Source organism: Arthrobacter russicus, from assembly GCF_031454135.1.
Taxonomy (GTDB): domain Bacteria; phylum Actinomycetota; class Actinomycetes; order Actinomycetales; family Micrococcaceae; genus Renibacterium; species Renibacterium russicum.
The window spans coordinates 290,002-304,110 of the sequence record NZ_JAVDQF010000001.1; the positions used below are offsets into that span (position 1 = coordinate 290,002).

Consider the following 14,109-nt stretch of genomic DNA (forward strand, 5'->3'; position numbering starts at 1 on the left):
CACCATCACTTCAACGAAAGAGTTTCAATGACGAAACAACCCATCGGGAGAAGAACTCTGCTCTCCATGTTCGGCGCCACGGCAGCGGTCGCAGCCACCGGCATCAGCTCGATCAGCCCGGCGGTGGCTGCCGTGCCAAGGGCCGCGGGCAAAACCGGGCCAGTCTGCGTCAGCTACATCGAGGTCAACAGCAATTCCATGCTCAATGCCGGCAAGTACACGCTGACCAGCAACGGTGCGAACGTTTTCGACGTAGCGGTCATCTTCGCAGCCAACATCAACTACGACACCACGAAGCAGAAGGCCTACCTCAGCTTCAATCCGAACGTCACCGCAGTGCTCAATGACGCCAAAAACCAGATCAAGCCCTTGCAGGACAAAGGCATCAAGGTGCTGCTTTCGGTCCTGGGCAACCACCAGGGCGCCGGCTTCGCGAACTTCCCGAGCAAGGCCGACGCCGAGGCCTTCGCCACCGAATTGGCCAATGCGGTCACCAAGTACGGCCTGGACGGCATCGATTTCGACGACGAATATGCCGAGTACGGCACCAATGGCACCGGACAGCCGAACGACAGCTCCTTCTACTACCTGGTCACCGCCTTGCGGCAGAAACTCGGCGGCAGCAAGCTGATCACTTTGTACGATATCGGCGAGGCGGCTGATCGGCTCAGCTACAACGGGAACAGCATCGCCGATACCTTCAACTACTCCTGGAACCCTTACTACGGCACCTATTCCGATCCGCGGGGACCCAGCTCCAAGTCCCAGCGTTCGCCCGCTGCGATCCAGATCAATCAGACCAGCAGTTCCACGGCAGCCAGTTTCGCCAAACGGACCGTCAGCGAGGGGTATGGGGTGTACCTGACCTACGATTTGAAGGCCGGTGATGCGAGCAGCTACATCTCGTCCTTCACCAAGAACCTGTACGGAAGCACGGCGAAGTACACGCCGTGAGCGTCTAGCCATTCCGGTGGTCGCCGGCTCCAGTCCGTCCGTCGCTGCTGCAGCTTCCGCGGCGACGGACGGACTGGCAGCGGCGGCTATTTGGCCACGTAGGCTGCCAGATATTCGCCAGTCAGCGTGCCGGGATCGGCGATCAGCTCAGCCGGGGTCCCTTCGAAGATGACATTGCCGCCGTCGTGCCCAGCGCCGGGGCCTAAATCGATGATCCAATCGGCGTGCGCCATCACTGCTTGATGATGCTCGATCACGATGACGGACTTCCCGGAGTCGACCAGCCGGTCCAAAAGCCCGAGCAGTTGCTCGACGTCGGCCAGGTGCAAACCGGTGGTCGGCTCGTCCAGCACCAGGATTCCGCCCTTCTCCCCCATGTGGGTGGCCAGTTTGAGCCGTTGCCGTTCCCCGCCGGAAAGCGTGGTGAGCGGCTGGCCCAACGTGACGTATCCGAGGCCGACGTCGGCGAGCCGGTTCAGGATGGCGTGCACTGCCGGGATCTTGGCTTCGCCGCCGCCGAAGAACTCGACCGCCTGGTCCACCGGCATGCTGAGCGCTTCGCTGATGTCTTTGCCGCCGAAGCGGTATTCCAGCACCGAGGCTTGGAAGCGCTTGCCTTCGCAGACTTCGCAGGTAGTGGCGACCCCGGCCATGATCGTGAGGTCCATATAGACCACTCCGGCGCCGTTGCAATTGGGGCAAGCGCCCTCCGAGTTGGCGCTGAACAGTGCCGGTTTGACCCCATTCGCCTTGGCAAACGCTTTCCGGATCGGCTCCAGCATGCTGGTGTAGGTCGCGGGGTTGCTGCGCCGGGAACCCTTGATAGCGCCCTGGTCGATGGTGACCACGCCATCCCGACCGGACACCGAGCCGTGGATCAGCGAGCTCTTGCCGGAACCTGCGACGCCGGTGACCACGGCCAGCACGCCCAACGGAATATCGACATCGACCTTTGCCAGGTTGTTGTCCGAAGCGCCGCGGATTTCCAGCCGCCCGGCGGCTTTCCGCAGTTTCGTTTTCAGAGCCGCCCGGTCACCCAGGTGCCGGCCGGTCAAGGTGCCGCTGGCTTCGAGGCCGGCCAGACTGCCTTGGAAGACCACTTCGCCGCCGGCGGTGCCGGCTCCCGGGCCGAGGTCGACGACGTGGTCGGCGATCGCGATCGCTTCCGGCTTGTGCTCCACCACCAGCACGGTGTTTCCCTTGTCCCGCAACCGCAGCAGCAGTTCGTTCATCCGTTGGATGTCATGCGGGTGCAATCCGATCGTCGGCTCGTCGAAGACATAGGTGACGTCGGTGAGCGACGAACCGAGGTGTCGGATCATTTTCACCCGCTGTGCCTCGCCGCCGGACAGGGTTCCGGATGAGCGGTCCAGGGAAAGGTAGCCGAGCCCGATTTCGACGAAGGAATCCAGCGTCTCGACTAAGGCAGTCAGCAACGGAGCCATCGACGGTTCGGCCAGTTCCTTGATCCAGGGAGCCAGATCGCTGATTTGCAGAGCGCAGACCTCGGCGATGTTCAGCCCGTTGATCCGCGACGAACGCGCGCCTTCGTTGAGCCGGGTTCCGCCGCACTCGGGGCAGGCCGTGAAAGTCATTGCACGATCGACGAAAGCGCCGATGTGCGGTTGCATGGCCTCCCGGTCCTTGCTGAGCATCGACTTCTGGATCTTCGGGATGATGCCTTCATAGGTCAGATTGATGCCATCGACCTTGATCTTGGTCGGCTCTTTGTAGAGCAGATCATGCAGCTCGGTCTTCGTGAACTTTTTGATCGGCTTGTCCGGGTCGAAGAACCCGGCGCCGCTGAAAATCCGGCCGTACCAGCCGTCCATGCTGTAGCCGGGAACCGTCAATGCGCCGGCATTGAGCGATTTCTCCTCGTCATAGATCTGGCTGAGATCGAAGTCGGTCACCCGGCCCATGCCCTCGCAACGCGGGCACATGCCGCCGGTGATGCTGAAGCTCCTGCGTTCTTTCACGGTCTTCCCGCCGCGTTCCAGGGTGACCGCACCGGCGCCGCTGATCGAAGCGACGTTGAAGGAAAAGGCTTGCGGCGAACCGATGTACGGCTGTCCCAATCGGCTGAACACGATGCGGAGCATCGCATTGACATCGGTCACGGTGCCCACCGTGGAACGCGGATTCGCACCGAGCCGTTCCTGGTCCACAATGATCGCGGTGGTCAGTCCGCTGAGCAGGTCCACATCCGGTCTGGCCAGGTTCGGCATGAATCCCTGCACGAACGTGCTGTAGGTCTCGTTGATCATCCGTTGCGATTCCGCCGCGATGGTGTCGAACACCAGCGAGCTCTTCCCGGAACCGGAAACTCCGGTGAACACGGTCAGCCGGCGCTTCGGAATCTCAATGCTGACGTTCTTCAGGTTGTTCTCCCGCGCGCCCTGCACGCGGAGCAAATCGTGGCTGTCTGCCGTGTGCGGCCCGGCTGCCATCGCGCCGTTCTCCGGCTCCAGAGTGATATCCATGCTTGTCATGCTAGTCGCTGCCAAAGGACCAGGCTTCTCGATTCCTGACCGGCCGGAGCTGCCGCAGTGGAGCCGCCGACGGCGGCGATCCGGAGCAATTTGGCCGGCTCGGATTATTTTGGTCCGAACTGATTGAACCGAACGCGGAAAATCGGCGCCGTTAATGACTGAAGTGGGTTTTATCGCAATCAACTTGGGGGAATTACATGCCGACTCCTCGGCGCAAGCGCACAGCCTTGTCTCTGCTCACCGCGGCCGGATCCGGCGTACTCGAGCTGCTGCTGGCAGCCTGCAGCGCCACCGGCAGTACGCTGCTGAATAACTGAACGATTCAACGTCCGGGCCACACCCGGTGGTGGGCTTGGATTCCAAGCCCGCCACCGGGTTCGGTGTTTCAGCGCTTCTGTTGGATCCGGAGCAGGTTTCCAGCTGGATCGCGCACCGCGAAGTCCCGCACGCCATAAGGCTGCTCGATGGGCTCCTGGACGATCTCGGCTTCGCTGGCCTGAATCCGTTCGAACGTCGCATCGAGATCATCGGCGGCCAAGAGGATCCGCGCGTAGCTGCCCTTGGCCATCATTTCAAGGACGAAGCGGCGTTCGTCCTCGGTCTTGCCCGGGTCCGCAGTCGGCGGCTCCAAAACCAAGGCGGTGTCCGGCTGACCAGGCTGGCCAAGCGTGATCCAGCGCAGGCCGCCGTACCCGACGTCGTCGCGGACCTCGAAACCCAACAGATCGCGGTAGAAGGCGAGCGACGCGTCAGGATCGGTGTGCGGCAGGAAACTTGAGTGAATGGTGATCGTCATGCGGCAAGTCTAAACATCGCCCGGCGGCGCTGCTTCTCGATTCCTGATCGGTCTGGTCACCTGTTTGGCGACGCAGGACGGCATGCCCAAGGTCGCCTGGCCGGACTGGCTCCGATAGACGCTGGGCGATACTCCGACCAGTTCCGTGAACCGGGTGCTGAAGGTGCCCAACGAAGCGCAGCCCACGGCAAAGCACACGTCGGTGACACTCAAATCCCCACGGCGGAGCAAGGCCATGGCCCGCTCGATCCGCCGGGTCATCAAATAGGCATACGGCGGCTCACCATAGGCGAGCTTGAATTGCCGGCTGAGATGCCCCGCCGACCAGTTCACGGTCCGAGCCAGTGCCTCGACGTCGAGCGGTTCCATGTACTCTCGGTCGATCCGGTCGCGGACCCGGCGCAGCAGCACGAGGTCCGCAAGGTATCTGGCGTCCGAAGCTCTACTGGTCACCCGCGAGATCTTGCTACGTTATCTCGGCTATGTCCAGACGCGGACCGCTCACACCCCGAAATCCAGCTCAGCCGAGGTCACGGTACCGGCCGAACGTCCCGGCGCAGATTGGAAATCCCAGTAGAGATTCGTATGCGCAATCACGTCGGCCGGGGCGGGCGCCCCGTACTCCGACAGATCTTCGGTGGTGTGCGCATCGCTGATCAGGGTCGTGTCGTAGCCGCGGACGAAGGCTCCGTGCAAGGTCGAACGGATGCACGCATCGGTTTGCGCGCCGGCGACCATCAGCCGCCCGATACCCCGCTCCGCAAGCAATGCCTCCAAATCGGTGTCTTCGAAGGAGTCTCCGTACCGTTTGTGCACCATCGGTTCGGAATCTCGCCGGGGCAGCTCCGGAACATACTCCCACGCCGGGCTGCCTTCGCGCAGCTCGTCGCTGGAGTGCTGCACCCAGATCACCGGCACGCCCTCGTTCCGGGCCTTTTCCACCAAAGCAGAAATATTTGCCACCACCTGGTCACGAAGATGGGCTCCGGCGACGACTCCATTCTGCACATCCACGACGAGCAAAGCGGTATTCGGACGGTCCACTAGCGTAGTCACGTTTTCCTCCTTGAAAGATCGGACTGGTCTATCGGGATCAGCCTAAATCCGGCGGTGTTCGGCGTCCATCCGAATCCGGACAGGATCTGTCCGGATCACCTGCTAGCCTGCTTCGCATGGACAGTTTTCCGCTTGGCCTAGCATGCTGAACGACGCAGCAGCCGGCGATCCCGGAGCATTTCGGATCGTGCCCGCCCATCAAGCCTCCTGGGCAGACCTGCAGGCGGTTTTCGGGTTCCGCGGGGACGCTGCCCGCTGCCAATGCCAGTGGTACAAGACGGCCAGCTCGCAGTGGCGTGAGCTTCCCACCGAAGTGCGCGGCCAACGGTTCCGGGAACAAAGTTAATTCGACACTCCGGAAGCGGAAGCGACCACCGGGTTGGTCGCCTACCTGGCGGACCAGCCAGTGGGCTGGTGCGCCGTTGAACCGCGTACCGTGTATGCCCATCTGCTGACCAAACGCACACCCTGGCTTGGCCGCGCAGAAGACAAATCCGACCCTGGAGTCTGGGCGATTACCTGTTTCGTCACCAGAGCGGGTTTCCGGAAGCGTGGCGTCACATATGCCCTGGCCCGGGCCGCAGTCGACTTCGCCCGGGACCGCGGCGCGAGGGCCCTCGAGGGATACAGCATGCTCACCCAGCCGGGCAAAGAGATCACCTGGGGCGAACTCCACGTCGGCAGCTACCAGGTTTTCGCTGCAGCAGGGTTTTCCGAGGTCAGCAGACCGAGTCCCCGCCGCGTCGTGATGCGCATCGACTTCTAGCTGACCTGCTCGGCTACGAACAGCTCGCATTCCGTGTTGTAAAAATCCGTGGTCCTCCCCCGATGCTGCATGCCGATCCGCAAACAGACCTTTTGCGAGGCGAGGTTGTCCGGCGACGTCACCGCCACTATCCGTTCCAGCCCCTGTTCGAAGCCGTGCGCCAAGACCCTGGTGGCCGCTTCGCTCGCATAACCGCGGCCCCAAGCGTCCGGATGGAAATGCCAACCGATCTCGGTTTCCGCGGAAGGCACCGGCGGCACCTCCCCGGAGGCCGGAATCAACTTGAACAAGATGGTGCCCAGAAGTTCACCGTCCTGCTTGTTCTGTACGGCCCAAAAGCCATGCACCGGATGATCGAAGGCACGTAGCTTCTCGATTCGGTCAACTGCCTCCTGGCGGGATTCCATAATCCTCGGAACCGCCCCGATGAACTGCTTGACTTCCCATCGCGAATACAAATCGAAGACGAAATCCACGTCCGCCGGCGTCCAAGGGCGAAGCAGCAGCCGTGCCGTGGCAAAGGTCTCCATGATGTGATTCTTGCCTGCCCCCGACGGCGAAACAAGTAGGCAGCAGAGAGCCGCCCGGCGAGTTCAGAGCTCTTGCAGCTGCTGCTGGCCGGCCGCCAAGTCCACGCCGATCTTGCGCTGGATTCCGCGGAGCAAACGCAGCGTTTCCGCATCGTCCAATCCGGATACCGTGGACCAATCCACACCGGCGCCCAAAACATCACTGGCAAAGCAGATCTCGGTGGCCAGCAACGTCCGGGCCCAATCGAGCGACGACAACGGAGCCTTGGTCTCGAGGGCGGAAATGATCCGATCGGATTCATCCCACAAGTCGTCGACGTTCCCGAAGCCCATCGCGAGGGCGAGCGCATCCGAGCATCTGGCCGGGCCACTCCACTCCAAGAGCCCGTGCTTGAGCACCCTTCGCTCAGTATCGCCCAAGGCAATGTCGATCAGTGGAGAAAGCTTCGTCGCATCGTCCATACGCAGAGACTACGCGAAGCTGCCACCCGGAAACAGCATGCTGCCCGAAAGTGCAGAATTGTCGGGTTCACGGGCCCGCCAGCGGCCAAGCCGCAAGTTCGTCCCAGGTATATCGCCCACGCGACTCGTCTTGGTGCACCGCCACGAATTTGAGCTCAGCGACTGCCAAGGCCGGCGGATTTCCAGTGTGCAACGCATCGACCGCGCTTTGGATCTCCGACGAGCTGCCGGTCCCGATGCCGTAACCCAAGCTGATGTGCGGCTGCCGCGGAGCCGCCGGCATGGCCCGGCCGGCATGGAACGTGCCCAGCGCGGCATCGGCAATTTCCCGGCTCAGGTTTTGCCATTGGTCAGTGGCTTCGGCCCGGACCCCCAGCGAATAGTCGTCGACCACGGGGCGGCCCAACTGCAGCTCGAAAACCGTCGTACGCGCGGCGAGCAATGCCATCCGGCACGCGAACTCCGGAAGCCCAGCCTCGGCTTCTCCGGTGGTGAACGCAAATTGCTGGACGGTGGCATGCAAAAACTCGACCGGTTGCGCAGCGCAATAGTCCCTCCCCCGCAACGACTGCTGGAGCCGGGCCAACTCCGCACCCAGGCCGGCTCCCGGCACTACGTACACGTGCAGCCGGTCGCGCATCGAATCCCACTGGGTCATCGGCACTCCGAAGAAACGTTTCATCCATCCACCGCGCCTCGACGCCCCTTCCGTCCGAACTCATCGAAGGTATTCAACCACGTGCTCTGGACAGCCGCGGGAAAGCGGAGTGTAATTAATTCATCAGTTGATGAATTAGGAGATTCCAATGGAAACCCAAGATTGCGTCATCTCCGGCGGCGGCCCCGCAGGCATCATGCTCGGACTGATTTTGGCCAGAGCCGGCGTCAAGGTCACCGTGCTCGAAAAGCATCCCGACTTCCTCCGCGATTTCCGTGGCGATACCGTCCATCCGGCCACCATCAGGCTCCTGGACGAACTCGGTCTCGGTGAAAAGTTCCGGGCGCTGCCGCAAAGCCGGCTAGGCAACGTCGGCCTGCCGGACGGCTGCGGCAACATCATCACCTTCAGCGATTTCGACACCTTGGCCGCCCCGTACGACTACGTCGCCATGGTTCCGCAATGGGACTTGCTGAACCTGCTGGTCGAGGCGGCGCGGGAAGAACCCAGCTTCCGCCTGCTTCTGAACACCGAAGCCACTTGGCTCACCATGGACAACGGCACCGTGACCGGGGTTACCTACCGAAATTCCGCGGGCGAAGAAGGCGAGATCCGCGCACTGCTGACCGTAGCCTGCGACGGTCGGCATTCGACCACCCGCGCAGCCGCTGGATTGCAACCATTCGAATACCCGGTCTCCTTCGACACCTGGTGGTTCCGCCTGTCCCGCAAGCCCGCCGAACAGGCGCAAGTCGGCATGCTGGTGCCGCGCGCGTCGCGGCAGGGAATCGTCTTGTCGTTGAGCAGGCCGACGTACTATCAGATCGCCTACTTCGATGCGAAAGGCGCCGACGCCCGGCTTCGGCGAGATGGACTCGAAGCCTTCAAGCAACGAATCGCCAGCTTGATGCCTGAATACGCAGACCGAATCGATGAAATCACCAGTTTCGACGATCTGCATCATCTCGATGTCAAGCTCAACCGGCTCAAAACCTGGTACCGCCCAGGGTTCATCGCACTGGGCGATGCCGCTCACGCCATGTCACCAGCTGGCGGAATCGGTATCAATCTCGCCATCCAAGATGGCGTTGCCGCTGGGCGGATGCTCGCCCCGGCACTCAAAAACGGCGCCGTGCCGGTGACTCTGCTGGCTGCGATCCAACGCCGCCGCTGGCTCCCCATGGTCGTGATCCAGCGATTGCAGCGCATGCTGCACCGATACGTCTTCACCCCGGCGGTGACCGGAACCTTTGCCGGGATGCCCCGGCCGCTCTTATGGGCCGCGGACAATATTCGCCCGATCCGCAAGATCATGCCGCGGCTGGTGGGGTTCGGTCCCCGACCCGAGCATGCTCCGGATTTCGCCCGACGAGGCTAGTCGAAGAGGATTCGCACCGGTACCGGATTAGCCGGCTGGACTCGAAGCCAGAGCAGGCTTGGCTGCCAACCGGAGCAGCCGCCACTGTGCACCGCCCACCCGGTGCGCTACGCTCAACACGCTGCGCGAACGCTCCGGGTGTGTGACTTCGAGCTCCCACAACTCGTATTCAGCGGAACTCACCCCTTGGCCCGGCCCCAGGAATCCCGAAACCTTGACCGGACGCCGTCGTCCGGCGACCACGCAATATCGCTCGCCACGCCACAGAATTCCGATCGGACGGCATCCCGGCCCGCACTCGATGTCCACTGCTTCACTGAAAGTGCCCAATCCGAACCTCCTGCCAACGATTTTCCGATCGCCCCGAACCAATTGGGCGACCCGTGCCCTGCAGCCAGAGCAAGATCTTGGTTCGAATATATCTTCGAACGCCAGGGTTGTCCAGCGTCCGGATCCTCAGTGGATTCCCAGCCTGTAACGAAATCGGAATAGCCGATTATCCCGCTCGCCGTCTAGCATGGCAGTAGAGTCCAACGGCGCTACTCTGCCCCCGTCAGCGGAATCTTCCGGGAAACCGAAAGATCCGAATCCAACAGAAGGAGCGTTCCATGAGCAGCAAAGTCACCCTGATTGCGCGGACCTCTCCCTTGCGCTTCGACCCGGATATTTCGACTAGGAGCCTCAGTGCGGAAGACATCCCCGCGTTGGGCGAGCTCCAGTTCAATGCCTACGACCAGGGCCTCGGCGAGCAGTCCGTGGCGGCCGCAACCGCGGAGATGCGCGAGGTCTTCGCCGGCAAGTACGGCAACCTGCTCACCGAAATCTCCCAAGTGGCAGTCGACGAAACCGGCAAGATCATCGCCGGCGTGCTCGTCGTGGAGCATGCGCCGGAGGCTGAAGGCCCGACGGCTCCGCTGCTCATCGAATTGTTCACGGACCGAGATCACCGACGGCAAGGCCTGGCCGAGCGCCTGGTGGTGATTTCCGGGGACCTGCTGTTCAACGCCGGGTACCAAGAGGTCGCAGTCTCCGTGGACGACAGCAACGCCGCGGCGCTGGCGCTTTACCTCTCCTTGGATTTCCGCCGTTGGGAAAACGACGACGAGCAGGACTGACCGCGTGGCGGGAATACCAGCTCCGCCCACGTGGTTGAATCTGAAGTAGGAAACGGAACCAAACCAGGAGAGCAATCCGCATGAATCAGCCCGCTACCTCGGATTACACTCCGGAATCCGGAAGCATCACGATGTTTTCGACTTCTTGGTGCGGTTACTGCCGTCGGTTGAAAAGCCAGCTCGACGCCCAAGGGATCGGCTACACCGAGGTCAATATCGAAGAGGTTCCGGGCACCGCCGAACTGGTCGAGCAGTTGAACGACGGTAATCAGACGGTTCCCACCGTGATCTTCCCCGACGGCTCCAGCGCCACGAACCCGTCGTTGATCGAGGTCAAGCAACGCCTGACTGCTTGAGTCACCGGCCGTAGCCGGCCAAGAGCGCTGCTTTGACCTGCTCGACGCGCAGTTCGGGCCGGAGGTCCGCCGCAGCACCGGCCGTCGTGGGATCCCAGGCCAGGCCCAGTTCCCGATAGCAATCGACCAGCACCTCGCGCAGCGGATCGCCGTCTTCGACCACGATGACCGAGCTGAAAAGCCAAGCGCCCGCGACCACCCGCTGCGCGGTTCCGACGAGTTTCAACCGGAGACCGTTGCCTGAGCCGTGCACACTGAACTCCCCGGGGCAGTACTCCCCCGGGATTTCGCCGATTCCGGCCTCGACGCCCACTTGCCGCAGCACCCCGGCGAACAGCTCGGCGAACCGGCTGAAGCGGGATTTCGCCTGCAAAACCGCATCCGCCTCCGGCTCCAGGTGATCGACCACCAGACAACCCCGGTGATAGGGCGCTGCTCGTCCGCCGGCCTTGCGGACCAAGGGTTCGAAGCCGTGCGCCCGGGCTGCGGCTGCCGCGGCCGGGAATCCCGGAAGATTCGCGTCGCGCTGGCCGAACGCCATCGTCGGCTCCGGGCGGTACAACCGGAGCGTCCGGCCGCGCACCCCGCGCTGCACCTCGGAAAGCAGATCCAGACCACGTTGCAGGTCCGCTTCGGCACCTGCGGAATCAGTCTGGTCGATCAGTTCGACGGACCCGGCGGCACTGGAGAATTCAGTTGCTTCAGGCAGCTCAGTCAGTGACCGTCACACCCTTCCAGAATGCCACCCGATCGGTGACCATTTCGGCTCCCTTCAGCGGTTCCGGGTAATACCAAACCGCATCCGGATTGCGTTCACCCTTGACCTTGAGGGTGAAGTAGCTGGCATCGCCTTTCCAGGGGCAGTGGGTGTGGAAATCACTGGGTTCCAGCAACTCCTCGCGTACCGACGAACGCGGAAAATACTTATTGCCTTCGACGAGTTCGATGTCGTCCGATTCGGCGATCACTTCGCCGTTCCACATTGCCTTGGCCACGACTCCTCCTATTGTTGGTTGATCGCCCGGACGGTCAGAATCTGCTCCGCTCGCCCGAAGGGACCCTTGTAGTCATTAAGCACTGACGAAGTCAGTCCTATTCCGTCACTGCCGAAGGTCACCGAGGTGTCCAATCCCAGCCACTCGCCTTCCGGCTCCCGGTAAAGGTGCAGGGACAAATCGGTGTTCGGGTAAATGTAGGTGCCTTCGCCCGGCGCAATCCGCGGCGCAATCCCGTTCGCGGTATCCGCGACGCCGATCAGCTTGACCAGATCAGCCGTGGCTTCACCCTCGAGCATCGGATATCTGCCCCGCAGCCAGGCTTGGCCGCGGCCTGGAACTGCACCCGGGAGCGCCTGCAGTTCGATCGAACGGATGTAACCGCCCGGCCATTCCGCCAGCCCCTCGGCAACCGTGGCCTCGGCACGCGGCGGCATTGCGACGTCGCCGAGCCCGGCCACCGCCGTGGTGTCCGAGCGCTGCAGCCGCCAAGCGGTGGCCCGGACCGCCGTCCTGCCGTTCGCGATCATTTCCGCCTGGACCAGTTCGATAGTCTTGCCGGGCCGCAAAACGGTGCATTCAATGCTGAATTCACCGCCCGGGATCATGCCCAGGATGTCGAAACTGATCCGGGCCATCCGAAGGTCCGGACGCGGTGCGAACCCTTCGAGTTCGCGGACCATGATTCCGGAAACCGGCGCCATGTGCTGTTCCTGCGGATTCCAAGCGCCCTGCGCATGGATCGTGGATTCATAACGGCCGTCGCCGAGCTTGCGGTAATAGGAGTCTGCCTCTGTCTGCACCACACCGATATTACCGGCTCAGAGCCTTTGCCTTGCGCCGCCAGAGCACGATTCCCAGCACCGCCAACGCAATCAGCAGCAGCACCGCGAGTCCGGCCGGCTCGCCGCCGATCGCATCGATGACCGCCGTGAAGGCGGCGAGCCCGATGGTCGCGTAGAGCAGCGCCCAGATCACCGAGCCGACGATGACGGCGGGCAGGTACCGGGTGGCGTACGGCATCCGGCCGACGCCGGCCGCGAGGTTGATTGCGGTTTGCAGGCCGACCGTGACGAAACAGACCGCAACCGCCGGCGCACCCCAGCGCGCGATGATCGACTCGGCCCTGGCCATCGCTGCGGAATCGAGGTATTTCTTGAGTTTCGTTTTCCGACCGCCGGCCGCCGCACCGCGGCCCAGCCAGTACGTGGCATTGGCGCGCGCCATCACAATGCCGAAGAGCGAGAGAAACGCCCAGCCGAAAGGCAGCGATGTGAAAAACTCCATCCGGAACCCTGCCCTCTCCCGGCACCCTGAGGCCTTGTGGCTTCCATCGTTTCACATCCGGCTTAGGTTCTCCTAAGCGGGCGTACGGTCAAAGCAGAGCGCTCGCCCGGAGCGGCAGCCGTTCTTCCGGCGGCTAAGGCCCGGTCGGCTCCGTGGCCTGCCCCGCTTCGATCAAAAGCTGTCCGGGTCCCGACGCGACCTTGAAGCTCAAAAACGTGCGTTATCTGTGCGTTCGGGCGGAGGTAGCTTCGGTGGGCCGTTAGAAGTCCCAGTCCTCGTCTTCGGTGTTCACGGCCTTGCCGATCACGTAGGAAGAGCCGGAACCGGAGAAGAAGTCATGGTTCTCGTCCGCGTTCGGCGACAACGCGGAGAGGATCGCCGGGTTCACATCGGTCACGGTGGCCGGGAACATCGCCTCGTAGCCCAGGTTCATCAGCGCCTTGTTGGCGTTGTAGTGCAGGAACTTCTTGACGTCCTCGGCCAGGCCCACGGAATCGTACAAATCGTGCGTGTACTGGATTTCGTTCTCATAGAGTTCGTAGAGCAAATCGAAGGTGTAGGCCTTGATCTCCTCGCGCTTCTCCTCGGAAACCTTCTCCAGACCCTTCTGGAACTTGTAGCCGATGTAGTAGCCGTGCACGGCTTCGTCCCGGATGATCAACCGGATCAAGTCCGCGGTGTTGGTCAGCTTGGCCCGCGAGGACCAGTACATCGGCAGGTAGAACCCGGAGTAGAACAGGAACGATTCGAGCAGGGTCGAAGCCACTTTCCGTTTGAGCGGGTCGTCGCCCTGGTAGTAGTCCATGACGATCTGCGCCTTTTTCTGCAGATTCTCATTTTCCACCGACCAGCGGAACGCTTCGTCGATCTCCTTGGTGGAGCACAAGGTGGAGAAGATCGAGGAATAGCTCTTCGCGTGCACGGATTCCATGAACGCGATGTTGGTGTACACCGCTTCCTCGTGCGGGGTCAGCGCATCCGGGATCAGGCTCACCGCGCCGACGGTGCCCTGGATCGTGTCGAGCAGCGTCAACCCGGTGAACACCCGCATGGTGAGCTGCTGTTCTTCCGGGGTCAAGGTGGCCCAAGACTGCACGTCGTTGGACAACGGCACCTTTTCCGGCAACCAGAAGTTGTTCACCAGCCGGTTCCACACCTCGACGTCTTTTTCGTCTTGGATCCGGTTCCAGTTGATCGCCTGGACGTGGTCGACCAGTTTGAGCTTATCGGGTGTCATTGCAGCTTCCTCTTTCAAAAATTCCTA

At 62.3% G+C, this 14,109-nt stretch carries 18 protein-coding genes; 5 read left to right on the plus strand and 13 right to left on the minus strand.

Annotation, left to right across the window (positions count from 1 at the left end):
• Window positions 1-27 precede the first annotated feature (27 nt).
• Window positions 28-954: an endo-beta-N-acetylglucosaminidase H gene (locus JOE69_RS01315; protein WP_309795422.1), complete on the plus strand. Its 927-nt coding sequence runs from the start codon at window positions 28-30 to the stop codon at window positions 952-954.
• An 86-nt stretch (window positions 955-1,040) separates the two neighbouring features.
• Here JOE69_RS01315 and JOE69_RS01320 read toward each other — a convergent pair whose 3' ends face one another.
• The 4 genes from JOE69_RS01320 to JOE69_RS01335 form a co-directional block, all read right to left on the minus strand.
• Complete coding sequence (locus tag JOE69_RS01320) at window positions 1,041-3,437, minus strand: ATP-binding cassette domain-containing protein (protein WP_309795424.1); 2,397 nt, start codon at window positions 3,435-3,437, stop codon at window positions 1,041-1,043.
• A 394-nt stretch (window positions 3,438-3,831) separates the two neighbouring features.
• Window positions 3,832-4,242 carry a VOC family protein gene (locus JOE69_RS01325; protein ID WP_309795426.1) on the minus strand — a complete coding sequence of 137 codons (411 nt, stop codon included), beginning with the start codon at window positions 4,240-4,242 and terminating at the stop codon, window positions 3,832-3,834.
• Window positions 4,243-4,251: 9 nt separating this feature from the next.
• A complete protein-coding gene (locus JOE69_RS01330) occupies window positions 4,252-4,695 on the minus strand; it encodes a helix-turn-helix transcriptional regulator (protein ID WP_309795428.1) in 444 nt (147 codons plus the stop codon).
• A gap of 48 nt (window positions 4,696-4,743) precedes the next feature.
• Window positions 4,744-5,298 carry a cysteine hydrolase family protein gene (locus JOE69_RS01335; RefSeq protein ID WP_309795430.1) on the minus strand — a complete coding sequence of 185 codons (555 nt, stop codon included), beginning with the start codon at window positions 5,296-5,298 and terminating at the stop codon, window positions 4,744-4,746.
• A gap of 379 nt (window positions 5,299-5,677) precedes the next feature.
• Here JOE69_RS01335 and JOE69_RS01340 point away from each other — a divergent pair, with 379 nt between their 5' ends.
• Complete coding sequence (locus tag JOE69_RS01340) at window positions 5,678-6,064, plus strand: GNAT family N-acetyltransferase (RefSeq protein ID WP_309795432.1); 387 nt, start codon at window positions 5,678-5,680, stop codon at window positions 6,062-6,064.
• Here JOE69_RS01340 and JOE69_RS01345 read toward each other — a convergent pair.
• The 3 genes from JOE69_RS01345 to JOE69_RS01355 form a co-directional block, all read right to left on the minus strand.
• Window positions 6,061-6,594, minus strand: a complete 534-nt coding sequence (locus JOE69_RS01345) for a GNAT family N-acetyltransferase (RefSeq protein WP_309795434.1) — start codon at window positions 6,592-6,594, stop codon at window positions 6,061-6,063. The genes JOE69_RS01340 and JOE69_RS01345 overlap by 4 nt on opposite strands.
• A gap of 63 nt (window positions 6,595-6,657) precedes the next feature.
• Window positions 6,658-7,056, minus strand: a complete 399-nt coding sequence (locus JOE69_RS01350; protein ID WP_309795436.1) for a hypothetical protein — start codon at window positions 7,054-7,056, stop codon at window positions 6,658-6,660.
• Window positions 7,057-7,123: 67 nt separating this feature from the next.
• On the minus strand, window positions 7,124-7,738 hold the full coding sequence (locus JOE69_RS01355) for a 2'-5' RNA ligase family protein (protein ID WP_309795438.1): 615 nt from the start codon (window positions 7,736-7,738) through the stop codon (window positions 7,124-7,126).
• A 124-nt stretch (window positions 7,739-7,862) separates the two neighbouring features.
• Between JOE69_RS01355 and JOE69_RS01360 the strand changes: the two genes are divergently transcribed.
• Window positions 7,863-9,092, plus strand: a complete 1,230-nt coding sequence (locus tag JOE69_RS01360; protein WP_309795440.1) for an FAD-dependent oxidoreductase — start codon at window positions 7,863-7,865, stop codon at window positions 9,090-9,092.
• A 27-nt stretch (window positions 9,093-9,119) separates the two neighbouring features.
• Here the strand turns inward: JOE69_RS01360 and JOE69_RS01365 are convergent, their stop codons facing one another.
• A complete protein-coding gene (locus JOE69_RS01365; RefSeq protein ID WP_309795441.1) occupies window positions 9,120-9,422 on the minus strand; it encodes a hypothetical protein in 303 nt (100 codons plus the stop codon).
• A 278-nt stretch (window positions 9,423-9,700) separates the two neighbouring features.
• Here JOE69_RS01365 and JOE69_RS01370 point away from each other — a divergent pair, with 278 nt between their 5' ends.
• Entirely contained in the window at window positions 9,701-10,207 is a 507-nt protein-coding gene (locus tag JOE69_RS01370) for a GNAT family N-acetyltransferase (RefSeq protein WP_309795443.1), read from the plus strand.
• 80 nt (window positions 10,208-10,287) lie between these two features.
• Window positions 10,288-10,563: a mycoredoxin gene (locus tag JOE69_RS01375; protein WP_309795445.1), complete on the plus strand. Its 276-nt coding sequence runs from the start codon at window positions 10,288-10,290 to the stop codon at window positions 10,561-10,563.
• A gap of 1 nt (window position 10,564) precedes the next feature.
• Here the strand turns inward: JOE69_RS01375 and JOE69_RS01380 are convergent, their stop codons facing one another.
• From JOE69_RS01380 to nrdF, 5 genes are all read right to left on the minus strand, one after another.
• Window positions 10,565-11,272, minus strand: a complete 708-nt coding sequence (locus JOE69_RS01380) for a lipoate--protein ligase family protein (protein WP_374709734.1) — start codon at window positions 11,270-11,272, stop codon at window positions 10,565-10,567.
• Window position 11,273: 1 nt separating this feature from the next.
• Window positions 11,274-11,558: a DUF427 domain-containing protein gene (locus tag JOE69_RS01385; protein WP_309795449.1), complete on the minus strand. Its 285-nt coding sequence runs from the start codon at window positions 11,556-11,558 to the stop codon at window positions 11,274-11,276.
• Window positions 11,559-11,566: 8 nt separating this feature from the next.
• A complete protein-coding gene (locus JOE69_RS01390) occupies window positions 11,567-12,361 on the minus strand; it encodes a thioesterase family protein (protein WP_309795452.1) in 795 nt (264 codons plus the stop codon).
• Window positions 12,362-12,371: 10 nt separating this feature from the next.
• Window positions 12,372-12,845 (minus strand): DedA family protein, encoded by a 474-nt coding sequence (locus JOE69_RS01395; RefSeq protein WP_309795454.1) that lies wholly within the window; start codon window positions 12,843-12,845, stop codon window positions 12,372-12,374.
• 259 nt (window positions 12,846-13,104) lie between these two features.
• Entirely contained in the window at window positions 13,105-14,082 is a 978-nt protein-coding gene (nrdF, locus tag JOE69_RS01400; RefSeq protein ID WP_296363195.1) for a class 1b ribonucleoside-diphosphate reductase subunit beta, read from the minus strand.
• Between the last annotated feature and the right edge of the window lie 27 nt (window positions 14,083-14,109).